19 protein-coding genes are annotated in these 25,486 nt (G+C 35.6%); 13 read left to right on the forward strand and 6 right to left on the reverse strand.

Annotated features, from left to right (window positions below; translation table 11 throughout):
* The first annotated feature begins 10 nt into the window (after positions 1 to 10).
* Positions 11 to 2,509, forward strand: a complete 2,499-nt coding sequence (locus ACNH59_RS04505; RefSeq protein ID WP_418264239.1) for a DUF5686 family protein — start codon at positions 11 to 13, stop codon at positions 2,507 to 2,509.
* Here ACNH59_RS04505 and ACNH59_RS04510 read toward each other — a convergent pair.
* Both ACNH59_RS04510 and ACNH59_RS04515 read right to left on the reverse strand, forming a co-directional pair.
* On the reverse strand, positions 2,506 to 2,835 hold the full coding sequence (locus ACNH59_RS04510) for a DMT family transporter (RefSeq protein WP_418264240.1): 330 nt from the start codon (positions 2,833 to 2,835) through the stop codon (positions 2,506 to 2,508). The two genes, ACNH59_RS04505 and ACNH59_RS04510, sit on opposite strands and share 4 nt — an antisense overlap.
* Positions 2,836 to 2,837: 2 nt before the next feature.
* A complete protein-coding gene (locus ACNH59_RS04515; RefSeq protein ID WP_418264241.1) occupies positions 2,838 to 5,108 on the reverse strand; it encodes a cation:proton antiporter in 2,271 nt (756 codons plus the stop codon).
* Between the two features lie 195 nt (positions 5,109 to 5,303).
* Between ACNH59_RS04515 and ACNH59_RS04520 the strand changes: the two genes are divergently transcribed.
* The 4 genes from ACNH59_RS04520 to rpoN all read left to right on the forward strand — a co-directional run bounded on the left by ACNH59_RS04520 (position 5,304) and on the right by rpoN (position 13,848).
* Positions 5,304 to 7,721, forward strand: coding sequence for an efflux RND transporter permease subunit (locus tag ACNH59_RS04520; RefSeq protein WP_418264242.1), 2,418 nt, complete (start codon positions 5,304 to 5,306; stop codon positions 7,719 to 7,721).
* Positions 7,722 to 7,970: 249 nt separating this feature from the next.
* A complete protein-coding gene (locus ACNH59_RS04525; protein WP_418264243.1) occupies positions 7,971 to 10,592 on the forward strand; it encodes an MGH1-like glycoside hydrolase domain-containing protein in 2,622 nt (873 codons plus the stop codon).
* A 184-nt stretch (positions 10,593 to 10,776) separates the two neighbouring features.
* Entirely contained in the window at positions 10,777 to 12,222 is a 1,446-nt protein-coding gene (asnS, locus tag ACNH59_RS04530; RefSeq protein WP_418264244.1) for an asparagine--tRNA ligase, read from the forward strand.
* Between the two features lie 165 nt (positions 12,223 to 12,387).
* The gene (gene rpoN / locus ACNH59_RS04535; RefSeq protein WP_418264245.1) at positions 12,388 to 13,848 is read left to right on the forward strand and encodes an RNA polymerase factor sigma-54; all 1,461 of its coding nucleotides are present in this window, start codon (positions 12,388 to 12,390) and stop codon (positions 13,846 to 13,848) included.
* A 101-nt stretch (positions 13,849 to 13,949) separates the two neighbouring features.
* Here rpoN and ACNH59_RS04540 read toward each other — a convergent pair whose 3' ends face one another.
* Positions 13,950 to 14,540 carry a thymidine kinase gene (locus tag ACNH59_RS04540; protein ID WP_418264246.1) on the reverse strand — a complete coding sequence of 197 codons (591 nt, stop codon included), beginning with the start codon at positions 14,538 to 14,540 and terminating at the stop codon, positions 13,950 to 13,952.
* A 198-nt stretch (positions 14,541 to 14,738) separates the two neighbouring features.
* Here ACNH59_RS04540 and ACNH59_RS04545 point away from each other — a divergent pair, with 198 nt between their 5' ends.
* The 7 genes from ACNH59_RS04545 (at position 14,739) to ACNH59_RS04575 (ending at position 21,480) form a co-directional block, all read left to right on the forward strand.
* Positions 14,739 to 15,716 carry a hypothetical protein gene (locus ACNH59_RS04545; RefSeq protein ID WP_418264247.1) on the forward strand — a complete coding sequence of 326 codons (978 nt, stop codon included), beginning with the start codon at positions 14,739 to 14,741 and terminating at the stop codon, positions 15,714 to 15,716.
* Positions 15,717 to 15,810: 94 nt separating this feature from the next.
* Positions 15,811 to 16,527 (forward strand): 16S rRNA (cytidine(1402)-2'-O)-methyltransferase, encoded by a 717-nt coding sequence (gene rsmI, locus ACNH59_RS04550; RefSeq protein ID WP_418264248.1) that lies wholly within the window; start codon positions 15,811 to 15,813, stop codon positions 16,525 to 16,527.
* Positions 16,528 to 16,537: 10 nt separating this feature from the next.
* Positions 16,538 to 16,882: a HopJ type III effector protein gene (locus tag ACNH59_RS04555; protein ID WP_418264249.1), complete on the forward strand. Its 345-nt coding sequence runs from the start codon at positions 16,538 to 16,540 to the stop codon at positions 16,880 to 16,882.
* 48 nt (positions 16,883 to 16,930) lie between these two features.
* Positions 16,931 to 18,622 (forward strand): single-stranded-DNA-specific exonuclease RecJ, encoded by a 1,692-nt coding sequence (gene recJ / locus ACNH59_RS04560; RefSeq protein ID WP_418264250.1) that lies wholly within the window; start codon positions 16,931 to 16,933, stop codon positions 18,620 to 18,622.
* Entirely contained in the window at positions 18,619 to 19,899 is a 1,281-nt protein-coding gene (locus ACNH59_RS04565) for an MFS transporter (RefSeq protein ID WP_418264251.1), read from the forward strand. Before recJ ends, ACNH59_RS04565 begins: the two co-directional genes overlap by 4 nt.
* 95 nt (positions 19,900 to 19,994) lie before the next feature.
* Positions 19,995 to 21,050 (forward strand): glycosyltransferase family 9 protein, encoded by a 1,056-nt coding sequence (locus ACNH59_RS04570; RefSeq protein WP_418264252.1) that lies wholly within the window; start codon positions 19,995 to 19,997, stop codon positions 21,048 to 21,050.
* 70 nt (positions 21,051 to 21,120) lie between these two features.
* Positions 21,121 to 21,480 carry a hypothetical protein gene (locus ACNH59_RS04575; protein WP_418264253.1) on the forward strand — a complete coding sequence of 120 codons (360 nt, stop codon included), beginning with the start codon at positions 21,121 to 21,123 and terminating at the stop codon, positions 21,478 to 21,480.
* Here the strand turns inward: ACNH59_RS04575 and ACNH59_RS04580 are convergent.
* Positions 21,477 to 22,232 (reverse strand): UDP-2,3-diacylglucosamine diphosphatase, encoded by a 756-nt coding sequence (locus ACNH59_RS04580; protein WP_418264254.1) that lies wholly within the window; start codon positions 22,230 to 22,232, stop codon positions 21,477 to 21,479. The two genes, ACNH59_RS04575 and ACNH59_RS04580, sit on opposite strands and share 4 nt — an antisense overlap.
* A gap of 23 nt (positions 22,233 to 22,255) precedes the next feature.
* A complete protein-coding gene (locus ACNH59_RS04585; RefSeq protein ID WP_418264255.1) occupies positions 22,256 to 22,708 on the reverse strand; it encodes a 6-pyruvoyl trahydropterin synthase family protein in 453 nt (150 codons plus the stop codon).
* Between the two features lie 315 nt (positions 22,709 to 23,023).
* Here ACNH59_RS04585 and ACNH59_RS04590 point away from each other — a divergent pair, with 315 nt between their 5' ends.
* A complete protein-coding gene (locus tag ACNH59_RS04590) occupies positions 23,024 to 23,791 on the forward strand; it encodes an amidohydrolase (RefSeq protein WP_418264256.1) in 768 nt (255 codons plus the stop codon).
* Here ACNH59_RS04590 and ACNH59_RS04595 read toward each other — a convergent pair.
* Positions 23,788 to 25,449, reverse strand: a complete 1,662-nt coding sequence (locus tag ACNH59_RS04595; RefSeq protein ID WP_418264257.1) for an Ig-like domain-containing protein — start codon at positions 25,447 to 25,449, stop codon at positions 23,788 to 23,790. The two genes, ACNH59_RS04590 and ACNH59_RS04595, sit on opposite strands and share 4 nt — an antisense overlap.
* Between the last annotated feature and the right edge of the window lie 37 nt (positions 25,450 to 25,486).

Below are 25,486 nucleotides of genomic sequence, written 5' to 3' on the forward strand. Positions count from 1 at the left end.
AACTGACTCCATGAAATATTTTTGGTTATTTCTTTTATTTATAGCTTTCACTACTCAAGCGCAATTTCATATTAGCGGCATTGTAGCTGACGCTGAAACAAACAAACCACTTCCTTTTGCCTCTATTACTTTAAACAAAGACCATAAAACGATTACTGATGTAGATGGAAAATTCTCATTAGAAATTCAAGCAAGCCAAACGACTCTTGAAACTTATTATGTGGGTTATTCAAAAGCAAAAATTCTCATCTCTAGCAAGGTTAACTTTTACCCCATTTACCTTTCACCTAGTAAAAATACATTTGACAACAAAAACCTACGCAATAAACTTACAGCATCAACCATTATTCAGAAAGCAATAGCGTCCAAAAACGACAACAATCCAAAAGAAAAACTCTCCAGTTTTGAATTTAAAGCCTACAACAAACTATCTGTAAGCGCTCCTCCAGATTCTCTATCAGGAAAAATAGACTCGGTTTATATTCAAAAAAAGGGGCAGTTAATCTTTCGTAAAATGGACTCCACAAATTACAAATTCAAAGAAACCATAGACAAACATGACTTGTTCCTAACTGAAAAGGTTTCTCATTTTCAATTTAAAGACCATGTTTTAAAAGAAACCATCTTGGGGACTAAAATGGCTGGGCTAAAACAGCCTATTTACGAAATTATTGGATTCAACCTTCAATCATTTTCCGTTTATGACGATAAATACGAGTTGTTTGAAACCAAGTACAATAGCCCCTTATCACATAATGCACCTAGTCAATACCTTTACAAACTACTCGACAGTATCACCATATCAGGCAGAACGGCTTATATAATACATTTTAAAAATAAGAAAAAAAGCAAACAGTCAGGCTTAGAAGGTTTACTCTACATAGATCAAAAAAACTATGCCGTTACAAAAGCGGTAATGCGCATCAAAGGGGTACTTGACATTAGCGGAACGCACGAATTCTCCTATATTCCAGAACAGGAAATATGGTTCCCTACTTCTAAAAAATTTAAAATCGTCAAAGGAAAAAATGATGATGATATTAAAATACTTGGAGGCACGATACAATTTGATGGAGACATTGAAGAAAATTTTTCGAGAAGAAAAAAACAACCTTCGGATTATGTCTATTTGGTTTCACAAACCAATAATTTCAACTTGCAATACAACCAACCCTTTACCGTTAAAAAATCATTTGTAAGCATTGAAATTAAAGATAATGCCTTAAATAAACCCACTGAATTTTGGGACAAAAACCGCAATGAACCACTGAACAATAGAGAGCAAAAAACCTATTCAGCCTTAGATAGTTTGTCTCTGAAGAAAAAATGGGAAAGTAAGATTCGTTTTGGTCGAAAAGTCATTAATGGTTATTTACCATTGCCTTTTTTTGATATGGATTTACGAAAATTATTTCGCTTCAATAATTACGAAGGATTTCGTTTAGGTTTTGGAGGAGTCACCAACGAACGATTTTCTAAAGTTTTCAAAATTGATGGTTATACTGCTTATGGAACGAAAGACGGCACTTTCAAATATCATTTGGGCAGTGCTGTGCGCATTGGAAAATTTTCTAATTCGTGGATTGGCGCTTCCTACACTGATGATGTAAAAGAAATTGCAAGCACAACATTTTCAATCGATAAAATTCCGTTTAAACTATACGACCCAAGACCCATCAACATCAGTACTTTTTACAACTATGTGAGTTGGAGAACCTATCTAGAAACTGCTATTATCCCTAAAACTGAAAGTATCTGGGAGCTTTCACATACTGAAATATTACCAAAATTTGATTATGCTTACAACCTCAACAGCACACTATACACGTATTACCAAATGACTACCGCCAAGCTTTCCTTACAATGGAATCCTTTTAGCGACTACATGCAGACCCCAAATGGCAAAATCGAGATTGAAAAGCGTTTCCCTAAATTCACATTTCAGTTCACACAATCATTACCCAAAGTACTTGAAAATGACTTTACGTTTACCAAGTTAGACTTCAAAACAGAATATGAAAAAAAATACCTAAACGGACAGAAGACAAACTTACTCCTGCAAGCTGGATATGCTTTAGGAAACATCCCATTGACCCATTTGTACAATACTTCACCAAATAATATCACCAAAGAAACCATCACGCAACGCATTACTTTTGCAGGGAAAAATAGTTTTGAAACGATGTATTTTAATGAGTTTTTCTCTAGCGAATTTGCATTCTTCCAACTCAAACACAGCTTCAACAGAGTAAAATTATTCTCTAAAATAAAACCTTCATTTGTAGTTGTTTCAAGGATGGCATGGGGAAATTTAGACAAGCCGGAACAACATGTGGGCCTAAATTACAAAACTTTAAACGAAGGGTTTTTCGAATCTGGGGTTGAATTAAATCAAATTTTAAACGGACTCGGTTTATCTGCTTTTTACCGCTATGGCCCAAATCAATTACCAAAATTTGAAGACAACATAGCTATCAAACTGAGTTTTGTATTGAATTTAGGGCTTTAGTGACTCGAAACAAATTTGAGACCTACGATAGAAATGATAAGGGTCGTTATAAAAAATAACCTCCAAAAAGTTGCTGGTTCTTTGAATACAAAAACCCCAACCAATACCGTACCTACCGCACCAATTCCTGTCCAAACTGCATAAGCAGTCCCTATAGGCAATACCTGAGTAGCTTTATACAGCAAGAACATACTGATGGTCAATGAGACTAAAAAACCTAACATCCAATAAGTAGACTCTACTCCAGAAGTTTCTTTGGCTTTGCCCAAACAAGAGGCAAAAGCGACTTCAAATAATCCTCCAATAATTAAAAAAATCCAGCTCATTTTTAAGGTTTAATAATTAAAACAGAAGGCACTTCAACTAGCCAATCATTATTAGAGTCTAGTATTGCTTTCCAACTTTCTAAGCTTATCAGCATCAAATCTTGCTGATGCAACAAGCTCACTTTCATTTCCTTTTCACTTATTACAGACATGTTGCTAGGGTATTTATTCAATAGCGAAACTATCGCACTTTGAATTACAAAATTATTTTTAACATGTCCTTTCATGTCTAAAATAGTAATTTTAGAATTGTTATTATAAATCAGCTTTTGAACAAAATCTATCAAAACAGCATCATCTGATTTTAAGATAGGCACAAAAACCTGATTGACATCTTGTAATTCTTTATCAATCAAAACCCCTAAAGGTTTTTTAGTTTTAGCCACAATCTGTCGGGTTCTTTCATCAAAAGGAGAGTTTTCAAACAAACCTTCTTTACCTTTAAACTTATCAATCAAACGATCGGGATTGATAATCCGAGTGGTAAACCCAATCACTTTTCCTAATAAAGTACCCTCAAAAATGGACTTTCCTAAACCCACCAAAAGCAAATCATAATCGCCATGATTGGCCACTTCTGCAATTTCAGTTTCGATATCACTAGTTACTCTAAAGATGGAAGCTAGTTTTACTCCCAACTGATCTGATTCATCCAAAATAGGCTCAAAACTTTCTCTTTCAATTTCCTCCATATTAAAAGAATGGAGTTCATCACTTTGAGATAAATGCATAGCCGTAATGATGGAAGAGTTTTTTTGCTTTTTGGTCAAACTATTGGCTAATCGCAACAGTGATTTTCCTTTTTCATTATTTCCAAAAGAAATTAGAATTCGATATTTATCGTCATCAACTGTTTCATCAAACTCCGCATCTCTTTTATTTTTAAAAATATAATCCAATAAATCTAATGCTGGACCTGTCATAAAGGTGGTAACCAAGGCCATAATAACCATCATGGTAAAAACTTCGGGGGTTAAAACACCCAACTCTAAACCTATATTTAGTACAATCAGCTCCATTAATCCTCTTGTATTCATCAAGGCACCAATGGTTAAACTATCATGCCAATTTTGCCCCACAAATTTGGCAGCAAGCGCACTTCCTATAAATTTCCCAATAACGGCAACTGCAATAATAGCTCCTGTAACTTTCCATAAATAACTATCATTGATTAATCCTACTTGGGTATTCAAACCCGTAAAAACAAAAAACAACGGCAGTAGTAAAATAACTGAAACATCTTCTACTTTCTCAATGAATATCATTCGGAATTTAGAAATATCAGGCATAATGGCCCCCATCATAAAGGCTCCAAAAAGCGCATGAATTCCGATAACTTCTGTAGCATAAGAAGACAAAATTAAAATCAAAAAGAAAATTGCCATCACTGGTTTTCCGATATTTTCTTTTTCTGCATACAAATCTCCAATGCGTTTCAAGAATGGCTTCACCATAAAAATCATGGCTAAAACATATACAAAAGCCAAGGAAATCACATACAAAGAGCCTACAAAATCACCAGCTTTAACAATGGCAATCACCACCGCTAATAAGCACCAGGCCGTGATATCGTCAGCCGCAGCACATGTAATCACGATAGCCCCTAATCGTGTTTTATGAATGCCTCTTTCTTGCACAATTCTCGCCAATACTGGAAATGCAGTAATGCTCATAGCGATACCCATAAACAAACTAAAGGAAAGAAACTCTACTCCCACAGGAGCAAATTTATTGTAAACAAAATAAGAAAGCCCAATTCCTAAAGCAAATGGAATGACAATACTGGCGTGACTTATTACAATGGCTTCACTGGCTTTATTTTTTAAAACTTTCACATCTAATTCCATCCCGATAACAAACATGAATAGAATTAATCCTATTTGACTTAAAAATTTCAAATTCCCTAATGATTCAACAGGAAACAAGGACGCTGAGAATTCTGGAAAATACATTCCCACCAAAGAAGGCCCTAAGACAATTCCAGCGATAATTTCACCAATAACCGTAGGTTGCCCAATTTTTTTAAACACCCAACCAAAAAAACGAGCTGTTAAAATAATCATTACGATTTGAGCTAGTAATATTGCCAAAGGGTCCTTAAAATTATGCAGCATAGAATCTACAAAATCATTCCATGAGTTATTATTGGATTCTATAATCGTTACAGATTTTTTCAATTCCAGTAATTTCCCTTGGTTGATTATCCAATAAATTAAGCTGGTAAACCCTCCCGTAACTCCTAAATAAAACAGTGTATTTTTATATTTTTTCAAAATCATCGTTTTCTAATAATCGCTTTTTAAACCAACACAAAGATGGTAAATTCTATAATATCTTTTACATCCTTCAAATTAACTTTTATAGCGACCAAAAAGCCCTTTTAAAACCATAAAATTGATTTAAAATTTACAAATAAATTACGCTTTCACTATGGTTTTCACTACCTTTGCCCCCATTTTAAAATACTTATGAAAAAAATATTCAAAGTAGGATTTTGGGAGTTTATCGCCCGAATTGTACTTAAAAACAGACTTGCTATTCTTGGACTTATTCTCCTAATAACGGTTTCACTTGCTTTACAATGGAAAAATATTCAGTTTTCATTTACAGAAGCCAATTTACTTCCAGACAACAATAACATCAACACGGAATACAATGCCTTTTTAGAGAAATTTGGCGAAGAAGGAAACTTAATTGTAGTAGGTGTTAAAGACGATGCTTTTTTTACTCCAAAAGCATTTGCTGCTTGGAACAAATTAATGAGCGAAATTAAAACGCAAAAGGAAATTGAGCTTGTGGTTTCTATCAATGATTTGAAACAACTTAAAAAAAATGATTCGCTCCAAACTTTTGAAATGGTTCCATTTGTGGACGCAACCAAAACGACTTCACAAGATTATTTGAATTCTGTTAAAAAAGATTTATTTGAAAACATGCCTTTTTACGAAGGACTTTTGTTCAACAAGCAAAATGGGAGTTTGCGTTCTGCAATTTACATGGACAAGAAAATTGTGAATACTGCACTTCGTAAAGAATACATTGTTAATGATTTTATTCCTAAAATAGAAGCTTTCGAGAAAGAAACCGGAATTGATCTACGCGTTTCTGGAATGCCTTATATTCGAACGTTAAACGCTTTGAGCATTCTCAATGAAATCAGCTTATTTATAGGCGTTTCACTTTTGATTACCTCTTTAATATTCTTCTTCTTTTTCCGTTCCTTCCGAGCTACTTTAATTGCACTTTTGATTGTAATTGTAGGTGTAATGTGGACTTTTGGTCTTTTAGGATTGTTTAACTACCACATTACAGTCCTTACAGCATTGGTACCAACTCTTGTGATTGTAATTGGGATTCCAAACTGTATTTTCTTAACCAACAAATACCAGCAAGAATATGTGGCACACCGTAACAAAGCCAAAGCTTTACAGCGTGTGATTACCAAAGTGGGAACCGCTACATTAATGACTAATTTGACTACTGCTGCTGGTTTCGCTACTTTTATCATTACCAATAGTCAACTACTAAGAGAATTTGGTATTATATCCTCTTTGAGTATTATGGCACTGTTTTTTTTGTGCTTAATCACGATACCAATATACTATAGTTACCAACCAGTTCCTAAAAGCAAACACCTAGAACACCTCAACCGTAATTACACTAAGGTTTTCATGCAATGGATAGAAAAAATGGTCAAATACAACCGCCGTTATGTGTATGCCGTAGCGATTGTTTTATTTATCATCAGTACTTTTGGTGCTTTAAAAATCCAAACTTCGGGCAGTTTAATTGAAGATATGCCTCAAAACACTCCTTTTTTCAAAGATATTTTATTCTTCGAAAATGAGTTTAATGGAGTAATGCCCCTTGAAATCACCATTGACACCAAAAGAAAGAAAGGAGTTATGAAATCATCCACCTTGAGAAAAATGGATGAATTACAAGAGACTATTGACTCAATTCCAGAATTATCGAAACCTATTTCTATTTTAAATCTGGTTAAATACTCCAAGCAAGCCTATTATAACGGGAATCCCGATTATTACGAATTGCCTAGTTCTCAAGACCAAAGTTTTATTTTGAGCTATGCTAAAAATGCAACCAAAGACACCAAAGAAAACATCATGAAAAGTTATGTGGATAGCACGGGGCAAACAGCACGTATTACCACTTTCATGAAAGATATTGGCACAGGAAACATGGCCAAAATTGAGGAGAAATTATTAGAGAAAACAAATAAGATTTTCCCAAAAGACCGCTATGATGTTGTGATGACGGGAAAAGCATTAGTGTTTGAAAAAGGAACTAAATATCTCCTAGACAATTTAGTAACTTCTTTACTTTTTGCCGTTTTCTTGATTTGTGTTTTAATGATTTTTATGTTCCGTTCCTTCAAAATGGTAGTGGTTTCCGTAATACCAAACCTATTACCACTAATGATTACCGCTGGACTAATGGGGTATTTTGGAATTCCTCTAAAACCTTCAACAATCTTGGTTTTTAGTATTGCATTTGGGCTATCGGTAGATGATACGATTCACTTTTTAGCACAATATCGACAAGAACTTACCAACCACAACTGGAAAATAAAAAAATCGGTAATCGCCACAATTAAAGAAGCGGGCGTTAGTATGTTCTATACCTCTGTAGTTTTGTTTGCAGGATTCTCTGTTTTTCTTTTATCTGATTTTGGAGGCACCGTAGCGCTAGGGGGATTAATAGCGATGACTTTACTTTTTGGAATGTTATCAAACTTAATGTTATTGCCTTGCTTGGTCTTAACACTCAATAAAACACTTGCAAACGAACAAGAATTTAAAGAACCTACCATTGATGTGCTAAATAACATAGAAAAAGAACCTGAATTAGAATTAGTTGAAAAATGATAATTTAAGTTAACTTCCACTCAAAAGAATTGTCTACATCCCAAAACAAGTACAGAATTCAATACAACTTTATTAATTTAAAGCAGCTTTTTTTATTAGAAACAAAAAGAAACCAAGAATAATCATTAAATAAAGAATACTAAACAGTGAAATAGCTACTTCTTTAGAAAAACATTATTTTTATCGCAATATGCAAGTGCGTTTTTAGTGCTGCATTTTTTAAAATACCATAATTAAAATCAACGAAATATGACTCAGAAAACTACTGAAGCAGAGAGACTAGCTGTTGATGACACCTACAGAAACTGGAAAAAATGGGGTCCCTATCTAGCCGAAAGACAATGGGGAACCGTGCGTGAAGATTATAGCCAAGATGGTAATGCCTGGGAATTTATCAATCATGATAAAGCCAGAAGCAATGCTTATCGCTGGGGAGAAGAGGGTATTGGAGGGTTTTGCGATTCTCGTGAAATTCTGTGCTTGGCTCCTGCATTTTGGAACGGCAAAGACCCTATTCTAAAAGAAAGATTGTATGGATTAACCAACAATCAAGGAAATCATGGTGAAGATGTCAAGGAACTTTATTTCCATCAAGTTTCATCACCTACGCACTCTTATTGCAAATACTTATACAAATACCCGCAAAAGAAATTTCCTTATACTGAACTAATCAAGAAGAATCAGAGAAGTAGAGAGGAACCAGAATTTGAATTGCTAGACACCGATTGCTTTAAGAAAAAGGCTTATTTTGATTGCTTTATCGAATATGCTAAAGCGGATGTCAGCGATATTTTGATGAAAGTAACCATTGTAAACAGAGGTCCTAAAACTGCTAAAATTCATGTGCTTCCTCATCTGTGGTTTAGAAATTTCTGGAAACACAACGATCGTCATACCCGACCAACTATAAAATCTCTCGATGACAATTGCGTTCAATCTCGAAGTACTCGTAACGGAAGATATTATTTACATCATGAAAAAGGAGAGCAATTATTTTGCGAAAATGAAACCAACAACCAACGCATTTACCACTCCCCTAACGAGGTGCCTTATGTAAAAGATGGCATAAACAACCATGTGGTAAATGGCGAAGCCACTGTAAATCCTGAAAAAGATGGTTCTAAATTTGCAGTTTGGCACAAACTAAAACTTAAGGCAGGCGAAGAAAAAAGTATCAGAATCCGCTTGAGTAAAAAAATGATGGAAGATCCTTGGACTGATTTCGACGCAATTTTCGAAAGCAGAATAAAGGAATGTGAAGAATTTTATGATTCCATTATTAAAAAAGAAATTCCCGAAACACACCAAGCTATTGCTAAAAGTGCCTTTTCAGGATTATTATGGACTAAACAGTTCTATTATTATGATGTTTACAAATGGTTGTTTGGAGGTCCATCAGAAGCTGAGCCTTATAGACCTGCTAGTCGTAATTTTAGCTGGCAACATCTGAACAACAGACACATTATTTCCATGCCAGACAAATGGGAATATCCATGGTATGCAGCTTGGGATTTAGCCTTTCATATGGCATCATTTGTAGAAATAGATCCTGATTTTGCAAAAGAACAATTACTATTAGTACTTCAAGAAAGCTATATGCATCCTAATGGGCAAATTCCAGCCTATGAGTGGAATTTTAGCGATGTAAACCCACCGGTTCATTCCTGGGCAGTATGGAATGTCTATGAAAAAGACAAAACACGAACTGGTGAAGGCGATACTCGATTTTTGGAGCGCGCATTCCAAAAACTATTGATTAACTTCACTTGGTGGGTAAATCAAAAGGATAAAAGCGGAACCGACCTTTTTGAAGGTGGTTTTTTAGGCCTCGACAACATTGGTGTTTTTGACCGCAACCATATGCCCGAAGGCATCACAAGAATGCAACAAGCCGATGCCACAAGTTGGATGGCCATGTTTACATTGAACATGCTTAGAATGTCATTGGAACTAGCGAAAACCAATAAAAACTATGAAGAATCGGCTGCCAAATTTTTCAGGCACTTTTTAAATATTGCTTGGGCCATGCACCATATCGGTAAAAAAGACATATCGTTATGGGACGACGAAGACAATTTTTACTATGATGTTGTCGAAATGTCTACAGGAAAAACTGATCGTTTAAAAGTACGTTCATTAATAGGTATCATCCCTTTATTTGCGGTTGAAATCATGAATAAAGATCTTTTTGAAGAACTAAAAAAATTCAAAATCAGAGCTGCCGAAATCGTTCGAACCAGACCTGACCTGGCTTCACTAATTTCTAATATTGAAGAAGCAAATGAGGACGGAAACTACCTGTTTTCTATTATGCGTGGTTTTAGACTTGAACATTTACTAATTCGTATGCTAGATGAGGATGAATTTTTATCCGACTACGGAATTCGTTCCTTGTCTAAATACCATGAAAAGCATCCTTTTGTTTTTCAACATCATGGGCATCACCAAATCCAATACGAACCTGGTGAAAGCCGTTCCAATATGTTTGGAGGAAACTCTAACTGGCGTGGTCCTATCTGGATGCCTTTGAACTATATGATTATTCAATCTTTGCGCAAGTACTATGCTTTTTATGGCCCTAATTACGTCTATGAATTCCCTACTGGTTCAGGCGTGAAAATGAATTTAAAGCAAATTGCAAACGAACTAAGCAAGAGGTTAATCAAGCTTTTTGAAGCCAATTCAGAGGGGAAATTTCAATACCATTCTGACGATCCAAATAAGCTATTTACAAATGATGAACATTTTAAAAACCAACATTTGTTTTATGAGTTTTTTGATGGAGACACTGGTAAAGGATTAGGAGCCTCTCACCAAACAGGTTGGACTGCCTTGATTGCAAATTTGATACTAGAATTAGACGAAGATTAAAAAAAACATCTTTCAAACAATAGAACTTCCTGTCCTCAAAACGGGAAGTTTTTTCGATTAAAGAAGGAACCTTTTACGGATGTTTTTTCGAATTAATCTAATTGTGAATTACCAAACATGCTAACAAAAGATTTATATTTGTAATAAAAAAAAGTCCTTGTTTAAAACAAACAACAGCCGTAAAATGAGACATACAAAAGTTAAAGACTTGCTTAACAGCTCCACAATACTTCAGGAAGTAAACGCAAAAGGCTGGGTAAGAACTTTTAGAAACAACCAGTTTATTGCTTTGAATGATGGCTCTACCATCAACAACATTCAATGTGTAGTGGATTTCGAAAATACACCTGACGAAATATTGAAAAGAATTACTACTGGAGCGGCTATTTCAGTAACAGGAACATTGACCGAAAGCAAAGGAGCGGGGCAAAAATTTGAGATTCAAGTTTCCAAATTGGAAATCCTGGGTGATTCAGATCCTGATAAATTCCCCATGCAACCGAAGAAACACTCTTTGGAATTTTTAAGAGAAAATGCACATCTTAGAGTAAGAACCAATGCTTTTGGTGCCATAATGAGAGTCCGTTCTGTATTGTCATTTGCAGTACATAGCTATTTTCAAGAAAAAGGCTTTGTATATGTAAATACCCCAATTATAACAGGTGCTGATGCCGAAGGTGCTGGTGAAATGTTCAAAGTAACCGCTTTGCCCTTGGATAATTTGCCAAAAACCGAAGTAGGCAACATTGACTTCAAAAAAGACTTCTTTGGAAAACATACTAATCTAACCGTTTCAGGACAATTAGAAGGGGAAACTTTTGCAATGGCATTGGGTCAGATTTACACTTTTGGCCCCACCTTTAGAGCTGAAAACTCCAACACCTCTCGTCACTTAGCAGAGTTCTGGATGATCGAACCCGAAGTGGCATTCAATGATCTGAACGACAACATGGATTTGGCTGAGGATTTTATTCAGTACGTCATCAAATACGCAATGGAGAAATGTGCTGAGGATTTAAAGTTCTTAGAAAGTCGTTTGTTAGAAGAAGAAAAATCAAAGCCACAAGCGGAGCGTAGCGAAATGACTTTGTTAGAAAAATTAAATTTTGTTTTAGAAAATAATTTCAAACGCGTATCTTACACTGAGGCGATTGACATTTTAAGAGATTGCACACCCAATAAAAAGAAAAAATTCAATTTTATCATCAACGAATGGGGTGCTGATTTACAATCAGAGCACGAACGTTACTTGGTGGAAAAGCATTTTAAATGCCCCGTAATCTTGTTTGATTACCCCGCCAACATCAAAGCATTTTACATGCGTTTGAATGACAATACCGAACCAGGCAAAGAAACCGTTCGCGCAATGGACATCCTTTTCCCAGGAATTGGAGAAATTGTAGGGGGTTCCCAAAGAGAAGAACGTTTTGATGTTTTGGTCGAAAAAATAAAAGCCTTAGGAATCGAAGAAGAAGAACTATGGTGGTATTTAGACACCCGAAGATTTGGAAGTGCAGTCCACTCTGGTTTCGGACTTGGATTTGAAAGATTGGTGTTATTTGTAACAGGAATGACCAATATTAGAGATGTTATTCCGTTCCCAAGGACGCCAGGGAGTGCGGAATTTTAAATAGGTTAATCGGTTAATTGCTTAACTGTTTAATCGTAACTATCACGAATAAGTGATGAATAAAATACTGATTTCTAAAATTAATTTTTTCTTAAAATGATGAGTTGATATATTATCGTTAACTACGCTTAACCGATTAATCAACTAAACAGTTAAACAATAAAAATGCTAAAGCAATTCTTAAATTTAAAATTATCCCAAAAATTATCTCCACAGCAAATTCAGTTGATGAAGTTAATTCAATTGCCTACGCAAGCTTTTGAACAGCGATTGTTAGAAGAAATGAATGAAAATCCAGCCCTAGAATCTGGAAGCGAAGAAGACAATTACGACAACGACGAGTTTGAAAACGATGATTACGATGACTACGATGATTCAGACAGAATTGAAGCTGATGACATCAATATTGACGAGTATCTGAGTGATGACGATACTCCTGATTACAAAACCCAAGCTAACAATTACAGTGACGACGATGATGACCGCGAATCACCCATTGTAGCTTCTATCAGTTTTCATCAAGATCTAATCAATCAACTCAATACGTTTATCCTTGAAGATGACGAGCGGCAAATAGCTGAATTCTTAGTAGGAAGTATTGATGACATGGGTTATATCCGCAGAAGCATTTCGGACTTGGTTGATGATATGGCATTTACACAAGGAATCTACACTGATGAGGAAATGGTTGAAAAAATGCTTCATGTGATTCATGAACTAGAGCCCTCTGGTGTAGGCGCTCGTGATTTACAAGAATGTTTGTTATTGCAGCTAAAACACCGCACTCCCACTGAATACGTAGATTTAGCCATTGATATTATAGAAAACCAGTTTGATGCTTTTACCAAAAAACATTACGACAAACTGATTCAAAAATACAGTGTTTCAAAAGAACAACTTAAAAAAGCCATTCACGAGATCGAACGTTTGAACCCCAAACCAGGAGGCTCCTTTACAGGAAACAATAAAGTAACAGAAAATGTAGTTCCCGATTTTGCCATTCGTATTGTGGACGGCGAACTCGAACTGACACTCAACGGTCGAAATGCCCCATCTTTACACGTCTCTAAGGATTATCAAGACATGTTGCGTACTTACAAAGATTCTCGCGATAAATCAAACGATCAAAAAGACGCTGTACAATTTATCAAACAAAAATTGGATTCCGCCAAATGGTTTATAGACGCTATCAGACAACGTCAAGAAACATTATATGTCACTATGAATGCCATTATGCACTATCAAGAGGAATACTTTTTAGAAGGTGATGAGACTAAATTGAAACCAATGATCTTAAAAGACATTGCAGATTTAGTAGGCTTAGACATTTCAACTATTTCTCGTGTAGCCAATAGTAAATACGTAGAAACACCTTATGGAACGAAGTTGATAAAAGAATTTTTCTCCGAAGCCATGAAAAACGATCAAGGTGAAGATGTTTCTACGCTTGAAATCAAAAAGATACTGCAGAATATCATCGAAGCAGAAAACAAGAAAAAACCCTATCCCGACGATCAATTAGCCGAATTACTCAAAGAAAAAGGCTATCCAATTGCTCGAAGGACTATTGCCAAATACAGGGAACAATTAGACATACCTGTAGCAAGAATGAGGAAGAAGATTTAAAACCCTTTGGGTTTTAAATTTATAAACCATTAAGAAATTAAGAAAAATTAAGAATGAACTTAATGAAACTTAATTTCTTAATGGTTTTATTTTTATCAGAGCTAAATCTCTTTGGTTTCACGCATCGCTTGATAATAAGCAGCACGACTCAATGGCTCGTATTCCTCAGTTTCGCCTAGCATTACCAATTTGTCATTATCATTTTTTCGAAAACTATAATGCGCTAAATTTCCTGTTCGGGTACATACAGCATGAACTTTAGTCACATATTCAGCAGTAGCCATTAAAGCAGGCATGGGACCAAAAGGATTGCCTTTGAAATCCATATCTAATCCCGCTACAATCACACGAATCCCTTGGTTGGCCAAATCGTTACAAACTGTGACAATTTCGTCATCAAAAAACTGTGCTTCATCAATTCCAATTACATCACAACCTTGTGCCAAAATCGCAATATTTGCCGCTGCAGGAACAGGTGTAGAACGGAATTCATTCGCATCATGTGAAACCACCATTTCCTCATGATAGCGGGTATCTATCGACGGCTTGAAGATTTCCACTTTTTGTTTAGCAAACTGGGCTCTTTTGAGACGGCGGATTAATTCTTCTGTTTTACCCGAAAACATGGAACCACTTATCACTTCAATCCAACCAAACTGCTCTTTATGATTTACTGTATTTTCGAGAAACATTTTATTTTTTTCTTACTTAAAAAATGAATAGTTTTTATTACTTTGTACTTTAATAAAAAGCACTTAAGATTTTGTACTTTTGTAGCATCTCAAAAGTAGAAAATTTTTATCAATTAATGGAAGTTACCTCCATTAAAACCGTATCCTTTTAGATAAACTAACTGTTCAACATTCGCCATATATTATAATTCTACTGTTATGAAAAAAAGATTGGAAGCCGATTTAATAAGCATTGCACACCGAATATTACAACTAAAAAACAAATCTGATGTAAACCAATTGTTTTTGGAAACCCAAAAACTATATGAAAAGTTAGCCGTTTTACGATTTGTTGAAGAACAATATGGAGACATTAAACCAACTATTGGACGGGCTACCATTGTGAGTGATGTTGAAAATTTCTACGAAAATGAAGCTGTAGAAACAGTTACAAGCACAAATATTGTTGATAAAAATAGCACTGAAGAAACTATCACAGAAACTCCAACTGCAGAGGAAGTAATTGTTGCCGTCGAAGTAACGACTAATGCTCCAGAAGAAGATGAAATTAATATTGTGGCAGATGAAAAAATTGAAGCAGTTGCAATAACAGAAGTAGCTGAAGATGAAATTATTCTAGAAACAGAAACAGAACCAATAACGCCACCAGCGTTTGAACCTCATTTTAGTTTAACCGAAGAAAACGAAGAAGAAGTTGAAGAAAAGATTGAGGTTGAAGCAGTAAAAAAAGCAGAAGCCATCCAAATTTCGTTTGAAGATTTATTAGGAGGCGATTACAATGAACCGCAATTCGTAAAAGTAGACGACGTACCTGTACCTACTCCTTCACCTGTATTTGAAAAAGTAAACAATTCAACTCTAGTGGAAGAAATAAGCAGTTCTACCAAAACACAATCAGTAGTCGAAAAACCAGCTGCCAAAGTTGTTTCATTAAATGATAAATTCTCTAAAGGAATTGAAATTGACTTGAATGATCAAATCGCTTTTGTAAAACATCTTTTTGGCAATAGCCGAGAAGATTACAACCGTGTAATGAGTCAGATCATGACTTTTGACAACTTTTATGAAACTAAAGCTTTCATCGATGAAATGGTCAAACCTGATTACAATGACTGGAAAGGAAAAGCCGATTATGAAGAACGTTTCATGGAAATCATAGAAAAGAAATTTTTATAATCTCTCCCTATCACTAAAAATAAATTAGCCACAAATTCATGCTATTCATGAATTTGTGGCTAATAATCATTTAAAAACCCAACGTTGCAATACCATGGCTAAATTATTTATTGTCCCTACTCCAATAGGCAACCTGGAAGACATGACTTTCAGAGCTATTAGAGTACTCAAAGAAGCCGATTTAATCCTTGCTGAAGACACCCGAACTAGCGGAAAACTGTTAAAGCATTTTGAAATTAGCACTCATATGTACAGCCACCACATGCATAACGAACACAAAACCATCGAAAATTTAATTGCTCGAATGAAAGCTGGCGAAACCATTGCTTTGATTTCGGATGCGGGAACTCCTGCCATTTCTGACCCTGGTTTTCTACTAACTCGGGCTTGTATCGAAAATGGTGTTGCAGTAGAATGCTTACCGGGCGCAACGGCCTTTGTTCCTGCTTTGGTGAACAGCGGTTTACCCAATGACAAATTTGTATTTGAAGGTTTTTTACCTGAAAAAAAAGGAAGACAAACCCGATATTTAGAATTAGCCGAGGAAACCCGAACGATAATTCTCTACGTTTCTCCACACAAACTAGTCAAAACTTTAGCAGAGTTCATCACGTACTTTGGCGAAGACCGTCAAATTTGCGTTTCCCGTGAATTATCAAAACTACATGAGGAAAACGTTCGAGGTACCGCTCGTGAAGTATTGCAACACTTTGAAAAAACAGCCCCAAGAGGTGAAATTGTAGTGGTAGTAGCAGGCAAAACCATTATCAAAGAACCTAAAAAAAGTAAATATCAAAAAGACGAAGAATAAAATAACAATTATGACAATAGCAGCATTTATCAGCCAACTAAATTCAAATCCTAAATCAATAGCCTTTACCGATACTATGGCAGTAATTGAGGAAAATTACAATTTTACGCCTACCGCTTTTCAAAACGGAAATACACACAATGCCGCAGGAACCAATTCAGGCTCTTGCAAATTATTTGCTTTTGCAAAAGCAAATAATTTAACGCAAGAACAAACTTTAACTTGTTTTGGCGCTTATTATTTTGACGAAGTTTTAGGAGATCCTGAAGGAACTAATCACCAAAACATCCGAAACTTCATGGTTTCAGGTTGGGACGGGATTCAGTTTGAAGCTGAAGCATTGGAATTAAAATAAACTATTTACGTCCATATCGTAAGTCAAAAATCCTAAATCCCAAAACAGATGCGTTGGACCCTAAAACCAAAACCTTCTCCAGATAAAATTCAACATTTGGTTCAAACCTTGAATGTTGAAGAAATTGTGGCGACTTTATTAGTGCAACGTGGCATTGAAACATTTGAAGAAGCCAAAGCTTTCTTTCGTCCGTCATTAAGTCATTTACACGATCCGTATTTGATGAAAGATATGGATAAAGCAGTGAGCAGAATTGAACAAGCTATTGCTAATCAAGAAAGGATTCTGGTTTTTGGCGATTATGATGTGGATGGCACAACTGCTGTTTCTTTAGTTTCATCCTACCTAAAGACCTATTATTCAGAAGTTGCCACCTATATCCCGGATCGCTATTTGGAAGGCTACGGCGTTTCCTTCAAAGGAATAGATTATGCTGAAGACAATGGATTCTCACTAATCATCGCTTTGGATTGCGGCATCAAATCGATTGAACATGTGGCCTACGCCAAAGCTAAAAATATTGATTTCATTATTTGTGATCACCACAGACCTGGAGACGAATTACCAGAAGCAATAGCCGTTTTAGACCCAAAACGCAACGATTGCTCCTACCCTTATGACGAACTTTGTGGTTGTGGTGTGGGCTTTAAATTAATTCAAGCCTTAGGAGCTAATAGAAAACAAACGATAAACGATTTGATTCCGTATCTCGACTTAGTCGCAACGGCAATCGCTGCGGATATCGTTCCTATGACGGGCGAAAATAGAGTTTTGGCACATTTTGGTTTACAAGTAATTAATTCCAATCCAAGACCGGGAATAAAAGCTTTGACACATCAAGTCAAAAAGAAAACACTGGATATAACCGATGTGGTATTCATTGTAGCACCCCGAATTAATGCTGCAGGACGCATCAAACATGGCAATCATGCGGTGGAATTGTTAACCGAATTTGATTTTGAACAAGCCCAGCAATTTGCTTCTGAAATTGAAAAATACAATGCCGACCGTAAAGGTTTAGATCAACAAATTACCAAAGAAGCATTGAACCAAATTGTTGCCAATAACGAAGAAGAACGTTTTTCAACTGTTGTTTTTCAAGAAGATTGGCACAAAGGCGTTATTGGAATTGTGGCTTCTCGATTAATAGAAACCCATTATCGTCCGACTTTGGTGTTTACCAAAAGTGGCGAAAAATATGCCGCCTCTGCCCGTTCTGTAAAAGGGTTTGATGTTTACAATGCCTTGGAAGCTTGTGCTGAACATTTGGAGCAATTTGGCGGACATATGTATGCTGCAGGAATGACTTTGCAAGCCGAGAACTACGATAAGTTCAAAATGGCCTTTGAGAAACAAGTGCAAGAAACCATCTTACCCGAACAACGAATTCCAGAAATTGAAGTTGATGCCGAGATTGATTTTAAGGATATCACCCCAAAATTTATTCGGATATTAAAGCAATTTGAACCTTTTGGCCCACAAAATATGACACCTGTTTTTTTAAGTAAAAACGTTAAAGACACTGGTTACGGCAAACCAATGGGCAAAGACAACGAACACCTTCGATTGTTTGTGAAACAAAATCAAAGTGCAGGTTTTGCTGCCATTGGCTTTGGATTGGGCAACAAAATGGATGTAGTAACCCATCAAAAAAACTTTGATGCGGCATACTGCATCGATGAAAACGAGTGGAACGGAAATACAAGCATACAACTACGATTAAAAGATATTAGAGCATGAGTTTTGAAAAAATAAAAAAAGACCCTTACGAAGCCTTACGTTACAAAGAATTCAACACCTTTTTACTAGTTCGATTTGCGATGGTATTTGCTTGGTCCATGCAATTTATTGTAATCGAATGGCAGGTCTATAGCATCACCAAAGACCCTTTATCCTTAGGATTAATAGGATTAATGGAGGTAATTCCAGCAGTATCAATGGCACTTTTTGCAGGTCACATCGTGGACCAAAAAGAGAAAAAAAATATGTTACTCAAATGTATTTTGGCCTTCTCAGTCATTAGTTTTGGTTTGTTTTTACTCACTTGGCCTGCCGTAATTGCAGATTACCAAACAGAAACCGTTCTATATGCCATCTACTTCATGGTATTTTTAGGAGGACTTGTACGTGCCTTTATTGGTCCAACTATTTTTTCACTATTGTCTTTAATCGTCCCGAAAAAAGTGTATCCCAATGCCGCTACTTGGAGCAGTTCCGTTTGGCAAATTGGTTCCGTCGTAGGGCCTGCGATAGCGGGATTTTCAATTCACTTAATTGGTGTACACTGGTCGATGTGTGCCGTATTTATTTGTTCCATTGTGGCTTTATTGGCTTTGTCCCAAATAGAAGCGAAACCAATATTGAACCCTAAAATCGGTGAACCAGTTATGCAAAGTTTGGGAGAAGGAATCAAGTTTGTATTCAACAATAAAACTGTTTTGGGAGCCATCACGCTTGACATGGTTGCCGTACTTTTTGGAGGAGCGGTGGCCTTATTACCTGTTTTTGCCCAAGACATCCTAAAAGTTGGTCCAGAAGGTTTTGGATTTTTAAGAGCCGCACCCGCAGTGGGCGCTTTTTTAACCATGCTCGTTACCGCTTATGTTCCTTTGAACACAAATGCCGGAATTAAACTACTCGCTGCTATTTTTGGTTTTGGAGTGAGTATTATCGTATTTGGCCTTTCCACCATTTTCTGGGTGTCGCTTTTAGCACTGTTTTTAAGCGGTGTCTTTGATGGTATATCAGTAGTCATCCGTCAAACGATTCTTTTCTTGAAAACTCCAGATAATATGCGTGGTCGAGTATCGGCGGTAAATTCTATGTTTGTAGGTTCATCCAATGAATTAGGAGCTTTTGAAAGTGGGTTAACCGCTCGATTAATGGGGACCGTTACTGCAGTCGTTTTTGGTGGAAGCATGACATTATTAGTTGTAATAATAACAGGCTTAGTTTCTCCAACTTTTAGGAAACTGGACTTAAATGAGGACATCAATCTGAAAGAAGAAATAGCTTAATGCGATTACTTTCTCTGCAGCGATTAAAATAAAATCAATTCTATACCTTTGCCATAATTATTTCAAAATACTCTTGGTATTTAAAAAACCACAATATGAGCTTTAAAACAGAAATCAATATAATTCGACGAAAAATAACGCGTGGATTAACTAAGTATATTGGCACAACGAAAGGAAATCAAAATATCGATCCGAATTCAAAAGTGGTTTTCAAAAATGTTTTAATCAACCGTCCCAATCATCGATTAGGAAATCTTTTGCTCATTACGCCATTAGTACAAGAAATCAATGCAGTCTTTCCTGATTGTAAAATTGATTTATTTGTGAGAGGCGGACTTGCTCCCATCATTTTTACAAATTACAAGGCAGTTGACAATTATATTATTCTACCTCGAAAACCATTTAACGAACTCATTAAATATTTCTTAGTTTGGTTCAAATTGAAAAAAAAGAACTACGATTTGGTTCTTAATATTGATAAAGGTTCCTCCTCTGGTCGTTTATCTACTCAGTTTGCAAATTCCAATTTCAAGTTTTTTGGAGAAGAAAATGAAATTGTAAAAAACAAATTCCCCGATTATAACCACTTTGCAAAATTCCCAGTTTACGAGTTTAGACATTACTTAGAACAGTTAGGTCATCCGAATTCAAACCAGCCTGTACCTACTTTGAATATCAAACTTAGTGAAACTGAAATTGCTCAAGCTAAAAACATTCTAGATACCATTGTCCCTAAAGAAAGGGAAACCATTTGCATCTTTACATTTGCAACAGGGACAAAATGTTATCCTCCAGCTTGGTGGAATCCTTTGTATGAAAAACTAGTGCAATCATTTCCAGACAATAATATTGTAGAAGTTTTACCCGTTGAAAATGTGTCGCAAATCGATTTCAAAGCACCTACTTTTTATAGTAAAGACGTTAGAGAAATTGCGGCCTTTATTGCTAACACTTCTTTATTTATAGGAGCCGACAGCGGAATCATGCACCTTGCCAGCACCTCACAAACACCAGTATTAGGTTTGTTTTCAGTAACAGATGAACGCAAGTACGGTCCTTATGGCAATGGTAGTATTGCCGTAAATACCAATACCAACGACGCCGATTCAATCATAAAAACAGCCAAAGAGCAGCTTAAACTACAGATTTAACTTTAAGTTTTTTTTATTTTTATTCATTCTAAATAACAGGTTTTTCATATATTTGTGTCAAAGACCTGAAATGATGAAAGAAATACAACCTATATATCAAAATGAATTTGGCGTTTCCTTTTACTGGAAAACTGAGGACCAATTGCTAAGAGATAAAATTCAACTCGTTTTTAAAGAAACAGGTTTGCAATTGAATCCAAATGAACTCGCGGATTTCAAATGTTTGATTGAAGATAGCATCCACAAAAATTATTGTTGTGACGATTGTGACCTAAAAAACAATTGCACCAAGTATTTGCTCAAAACACCCTTTCAAGAAGTTGATTTAGCAATGTCCATCAATGAATTAATACAAATGAATAATTTGATAACTACTACCTTATTCAAAATTGAGTTGGAAAAATATTTGTGGGATACGAGTAGAAATTAGTCGTATTTTTTGATTTCAAAATTATCACCATCAAAAACACCATAAGTAAAATAAGTGATCCAATCACCTAAATTTACATATTCTGCGTTTTCACCCACTGACCGAATCATCGGCAAATGACGGTGACCAAAAACGAGGTAATTATAATGTTTGGTTTCTAACTTTCGTTTGGCATAGAGTATTAACCACTCCTTATCTTCTCCAAGAAATTTCACGTCAGATTCACCCGAGATTAATTTGTTCTTTACTGATAAATATTGTGCTAAACGAACGCCAATATCAGGATGTAACCAGCCAAAAAGCCATTTAGAAAACGGATGTACAAAAACTTTTTTCATACGTTTGTACCCTAAATCTCCGGGGCCTTTACCATCTCCATGCCCTATAAGAAAGGTTTTTCCGCAAAAGGTAAATTCTTGGTTGTCGTAATAGACTGGAATATTCAGTTCAGTTTGAAAATAATCACGCATCCATAAGTCATGATTCCCTACAAAGAAATAAATAGGAATACCGCTATCGCGAATTTCGGCCAGTTTACCTAACACACGAACGAAACCTTTAGGTACTACGGTTTTGTATTCAAACCAAAAATCAAATAAATCACCTAATAAAAAAATAGCTTCTGCATCTTCTTTGATTTCGTCTAACCAAGCTACAAACTTCTGCTCTCTTGGTCGACTCAACTCTGGTGTTGGAGCACCAAAATGTTGGTCTGAAGCAAAATATATCTTTTTGTTATTAGCTAAACGCATGAAGAAAAATTATCAGTTTATGATTATTGGTTGTCGCTTGCAAACCATTCTGCAAAGGAAGATTCTGTTTCTTGTAATTTCAATGAAAACAGCTCAATTCCTGCTGGCAAACGACTGATAATCCTTTTAGAAAAATCAATGACCATATTCTCACTTGTGGGTTGGTAATCTACCAAAATAACATGATGACCACGAGATTCCAACTCTTTAGCCAATTCAACATGAGGAGTCGTTTGGTTAAAAACGGTGGCATGGTCAAATTGATCCACAATTTCCTCCTTTACAATTTTCTTTAAGTCTGAAAAATCGATTACCATTCCAAACTTTACATTAGAACGATCCGTAATAGGACTTCCCATTACTGTTACTGACAATTTATAACTGTGCCCGTGTACATTTTTACATTTCCCATCGTAACCATAAAGGGCATGTCCAGTTTCAAAATTAAATTGCTTTGTGATTCTAATGTTACTCATTTGGATTTATTTTGATGGCAAATTTAGTGAATTGTAACGAGAATTGATAACTTAGAAAAATACCCGAAGAGATTAAAGAAAATTAAAACATAATTTAGACCGATTTTATTTCATTTAAAATTAATTCTAAAATGATTTTACTATGAAAACAACAGTTAGTCCCTAGCCCCGATAGAAGTGAAAATCCTCTAGTGTTGCGACAGCAAAAACTAGAGATTGCAACGCATAGCGGGACGAGGCGTTGTTGAAATCACAATCAAACTGCTCCTTAAAATTTTACAAACAGAATTCTTATCTTTATCAAAAATCGCAGGAATGAAGGTAGCTTTGATACAATCAGCATTAGTTTGGGAAAATCCACAAGAAAACAGACGGGTATTTACGGAAAAAATTGCCGCATTAGCGTTGGACATTGACTTGATTGTTTTACCTGAAATGTTTAGCTCTGGCTTTACGATGAATCCTGCCGCAGTCGCCGAAACGATGACAGGCAAAACTGTACTATGGATGCAAAAAACAGCCAAATCGCGACACTGTGCCATTACAGGAAGTCTTGTAATTACTGAAAATGGTAATTTTTACAACCGCTTGCTTTTTGTATTTCCTTCAGGCGAAATTCAGTTCTATGACAAGCGCCATTTGTTTACGCTGGCAGGCGAAGAAAAAATTTATACTCCGGGAAAACAGAAATTAATTCTAGAATATATGGGCTGGAAAATATGCCTGTTAGTTTGTTACGACTTGCGTTTCCCTGTATTCTCTAGGAATATTGAAAATTATGATTTGCTAATTTATGTGGCCAACTGGCCTGAACCTAGAATTCTGGCTTGGGATAGTTTGTTGCGTGCTCGTGCCATTGAAAATTTATGCTATACCATAGGGGTTAATCGCATAGGGAAAGATCAAAACGGCATGGTTTATAACGGTCATTCTCAACTTATAGGCCCTACAGGAGACTATGTTCTTACTCCACTAGAAACTGAAACCACTTTAGTAACTACGCTACAGCAAAATCAGGTACCACAAACACGTCAGCGTTTTAATTTTCTAAATGACCGTGATGTTTTTGAAATCAAAGATTAAAAACCACTTTTCTTTTTGGCAGGTTTCTTTTTAGGTTCTGGAACGTAAGGCAAACTGACATCAAAAACCTGCTCTACATCCCAATTGGCTCGTACATCAATTTCTTTGGACAAATAAACCACTTCTTCAGAATACTGTTGGGCTAAATAATTACCTGTATCGTATCGCTTGTTTTTATTGTCATCATAAATGATTCTGACTGTATACAAAGAAGGCTCTATTAAATTAAAATCGATAGTTGTAGCTCCAGTACTGTATTCTTCGGCCTTAACTTCTCCATTAGAAGAAGTGAGTTCGATTATTACTGGAAATTTTTTTACATTCTGTAATTGGATGCGTAAGTTTCCATAATCTTCTACAGCACGCGTATTTAAATTATAGGAGAGACTGTCATTCTGTTTGTCAAAAAAATCAGTTAGGGCTCCAGGCAAAATACTTAAATTGTATTTTTCAGAGGGTGACTTTTTGAAATCAAAAAATATTTTTTGATGAAACTCGTCATGCTCGGTTTTAAATTCCACTTTTTCTTTTGCTGCATTAGTTAAACTCATTTTTGACGCATCAATTTTCACCAAAGGAGTAGCTGTTTCAATAGTAAAACGTTCATTAAAGCCTAAATTTCCGCTTTGAAGTGCTAAGACAGTCAAAGTATCTTTCTTTTGGTCCTTAATACGAATGGTATATTTTTGATTATAATCTCCTCTAGTAATTGCAACGTTTAAAGAATCTGCTTTTATAGGTTTATACCAGATGTGCAGGGAATCTTTTTTGGACACTTGTGTGACAATGCTAGGCACAATTGCGGTTCCGTTTTTCAATGCTACTTTTGGTTTTACAAGCGTAAAATCCTGCTTCCCTTCATATCCTAAAAGCAATTTACTCCCTGAAACCTGTGAAGGTTTAAAAGTTTTAAAAGGCAATACCTCTTTAAACAATTCCAACTCATATAGGGTGTCATTAGGAATTGAAACAACCTGTTTGATAAAACCTATTTTATCTTCTTTGGGATTGAATTTGTTGTTTTTATTCTTGTCCTTAATGGCTACCAAAAGATAGTTTCCTGCTTTTAAATTTTCAAGGCGAAAGGTTTTCAAACTATCTAAGGTATTGGTAACATATCTTGGAGTTTCATTAAAAACAACCGAATCATTGAATTTTTCATTTCTTTCATATAACATAATAGAAACGAAATTATCAGGTTCTTTTTCAAAAGCATCCTTAATTTTTCCGCCTAAAGAAAGAGAATCAATATAGTTACCTGTCGAAAAAACGTATTTGAACTGATTTAACGGATTGCCTTCATTATAGTCTGCAATACTCTGTCCAAAATTGAAACTATAAGTGGTATTGGGTTGTAAAGTATCGTTAATTTTAATTGTCAAATATTTACTAGCATTCGTAGGCAGAATTAAAGGCTCCTGCTTCATTGGAGGGGAAATGATGAGTTGTTTGTTAAGGTCCTTTAGTTTGATATATTCATCAAAAGTAAGTTTCACCTCTTTCACATTGAAATTAGTGCTAAAATTTTTAGGGTAACTACTTTTTAATACTGGTGCTAAGGTATCTTTTAGACCACCTGTTATACTCCCTCTTTTAGCACATCCTATAAGGGACAAAGTCAATACAATAAGAAAAGCGACAAAATTAGATTTGAACATGAGTTATCAAAATTAAAGGATACAAAATAACAATTAT

The sequence above is a fragment of the Flavobacterium faecale genome, assembly GCF_048320115.1.
GTDB lineage: Bacteria > Bacteroidota > Bacteroidia > Flavobacteriales > Flavobacteriaceae > Flavobacterium > Flavobacterium faecale_A.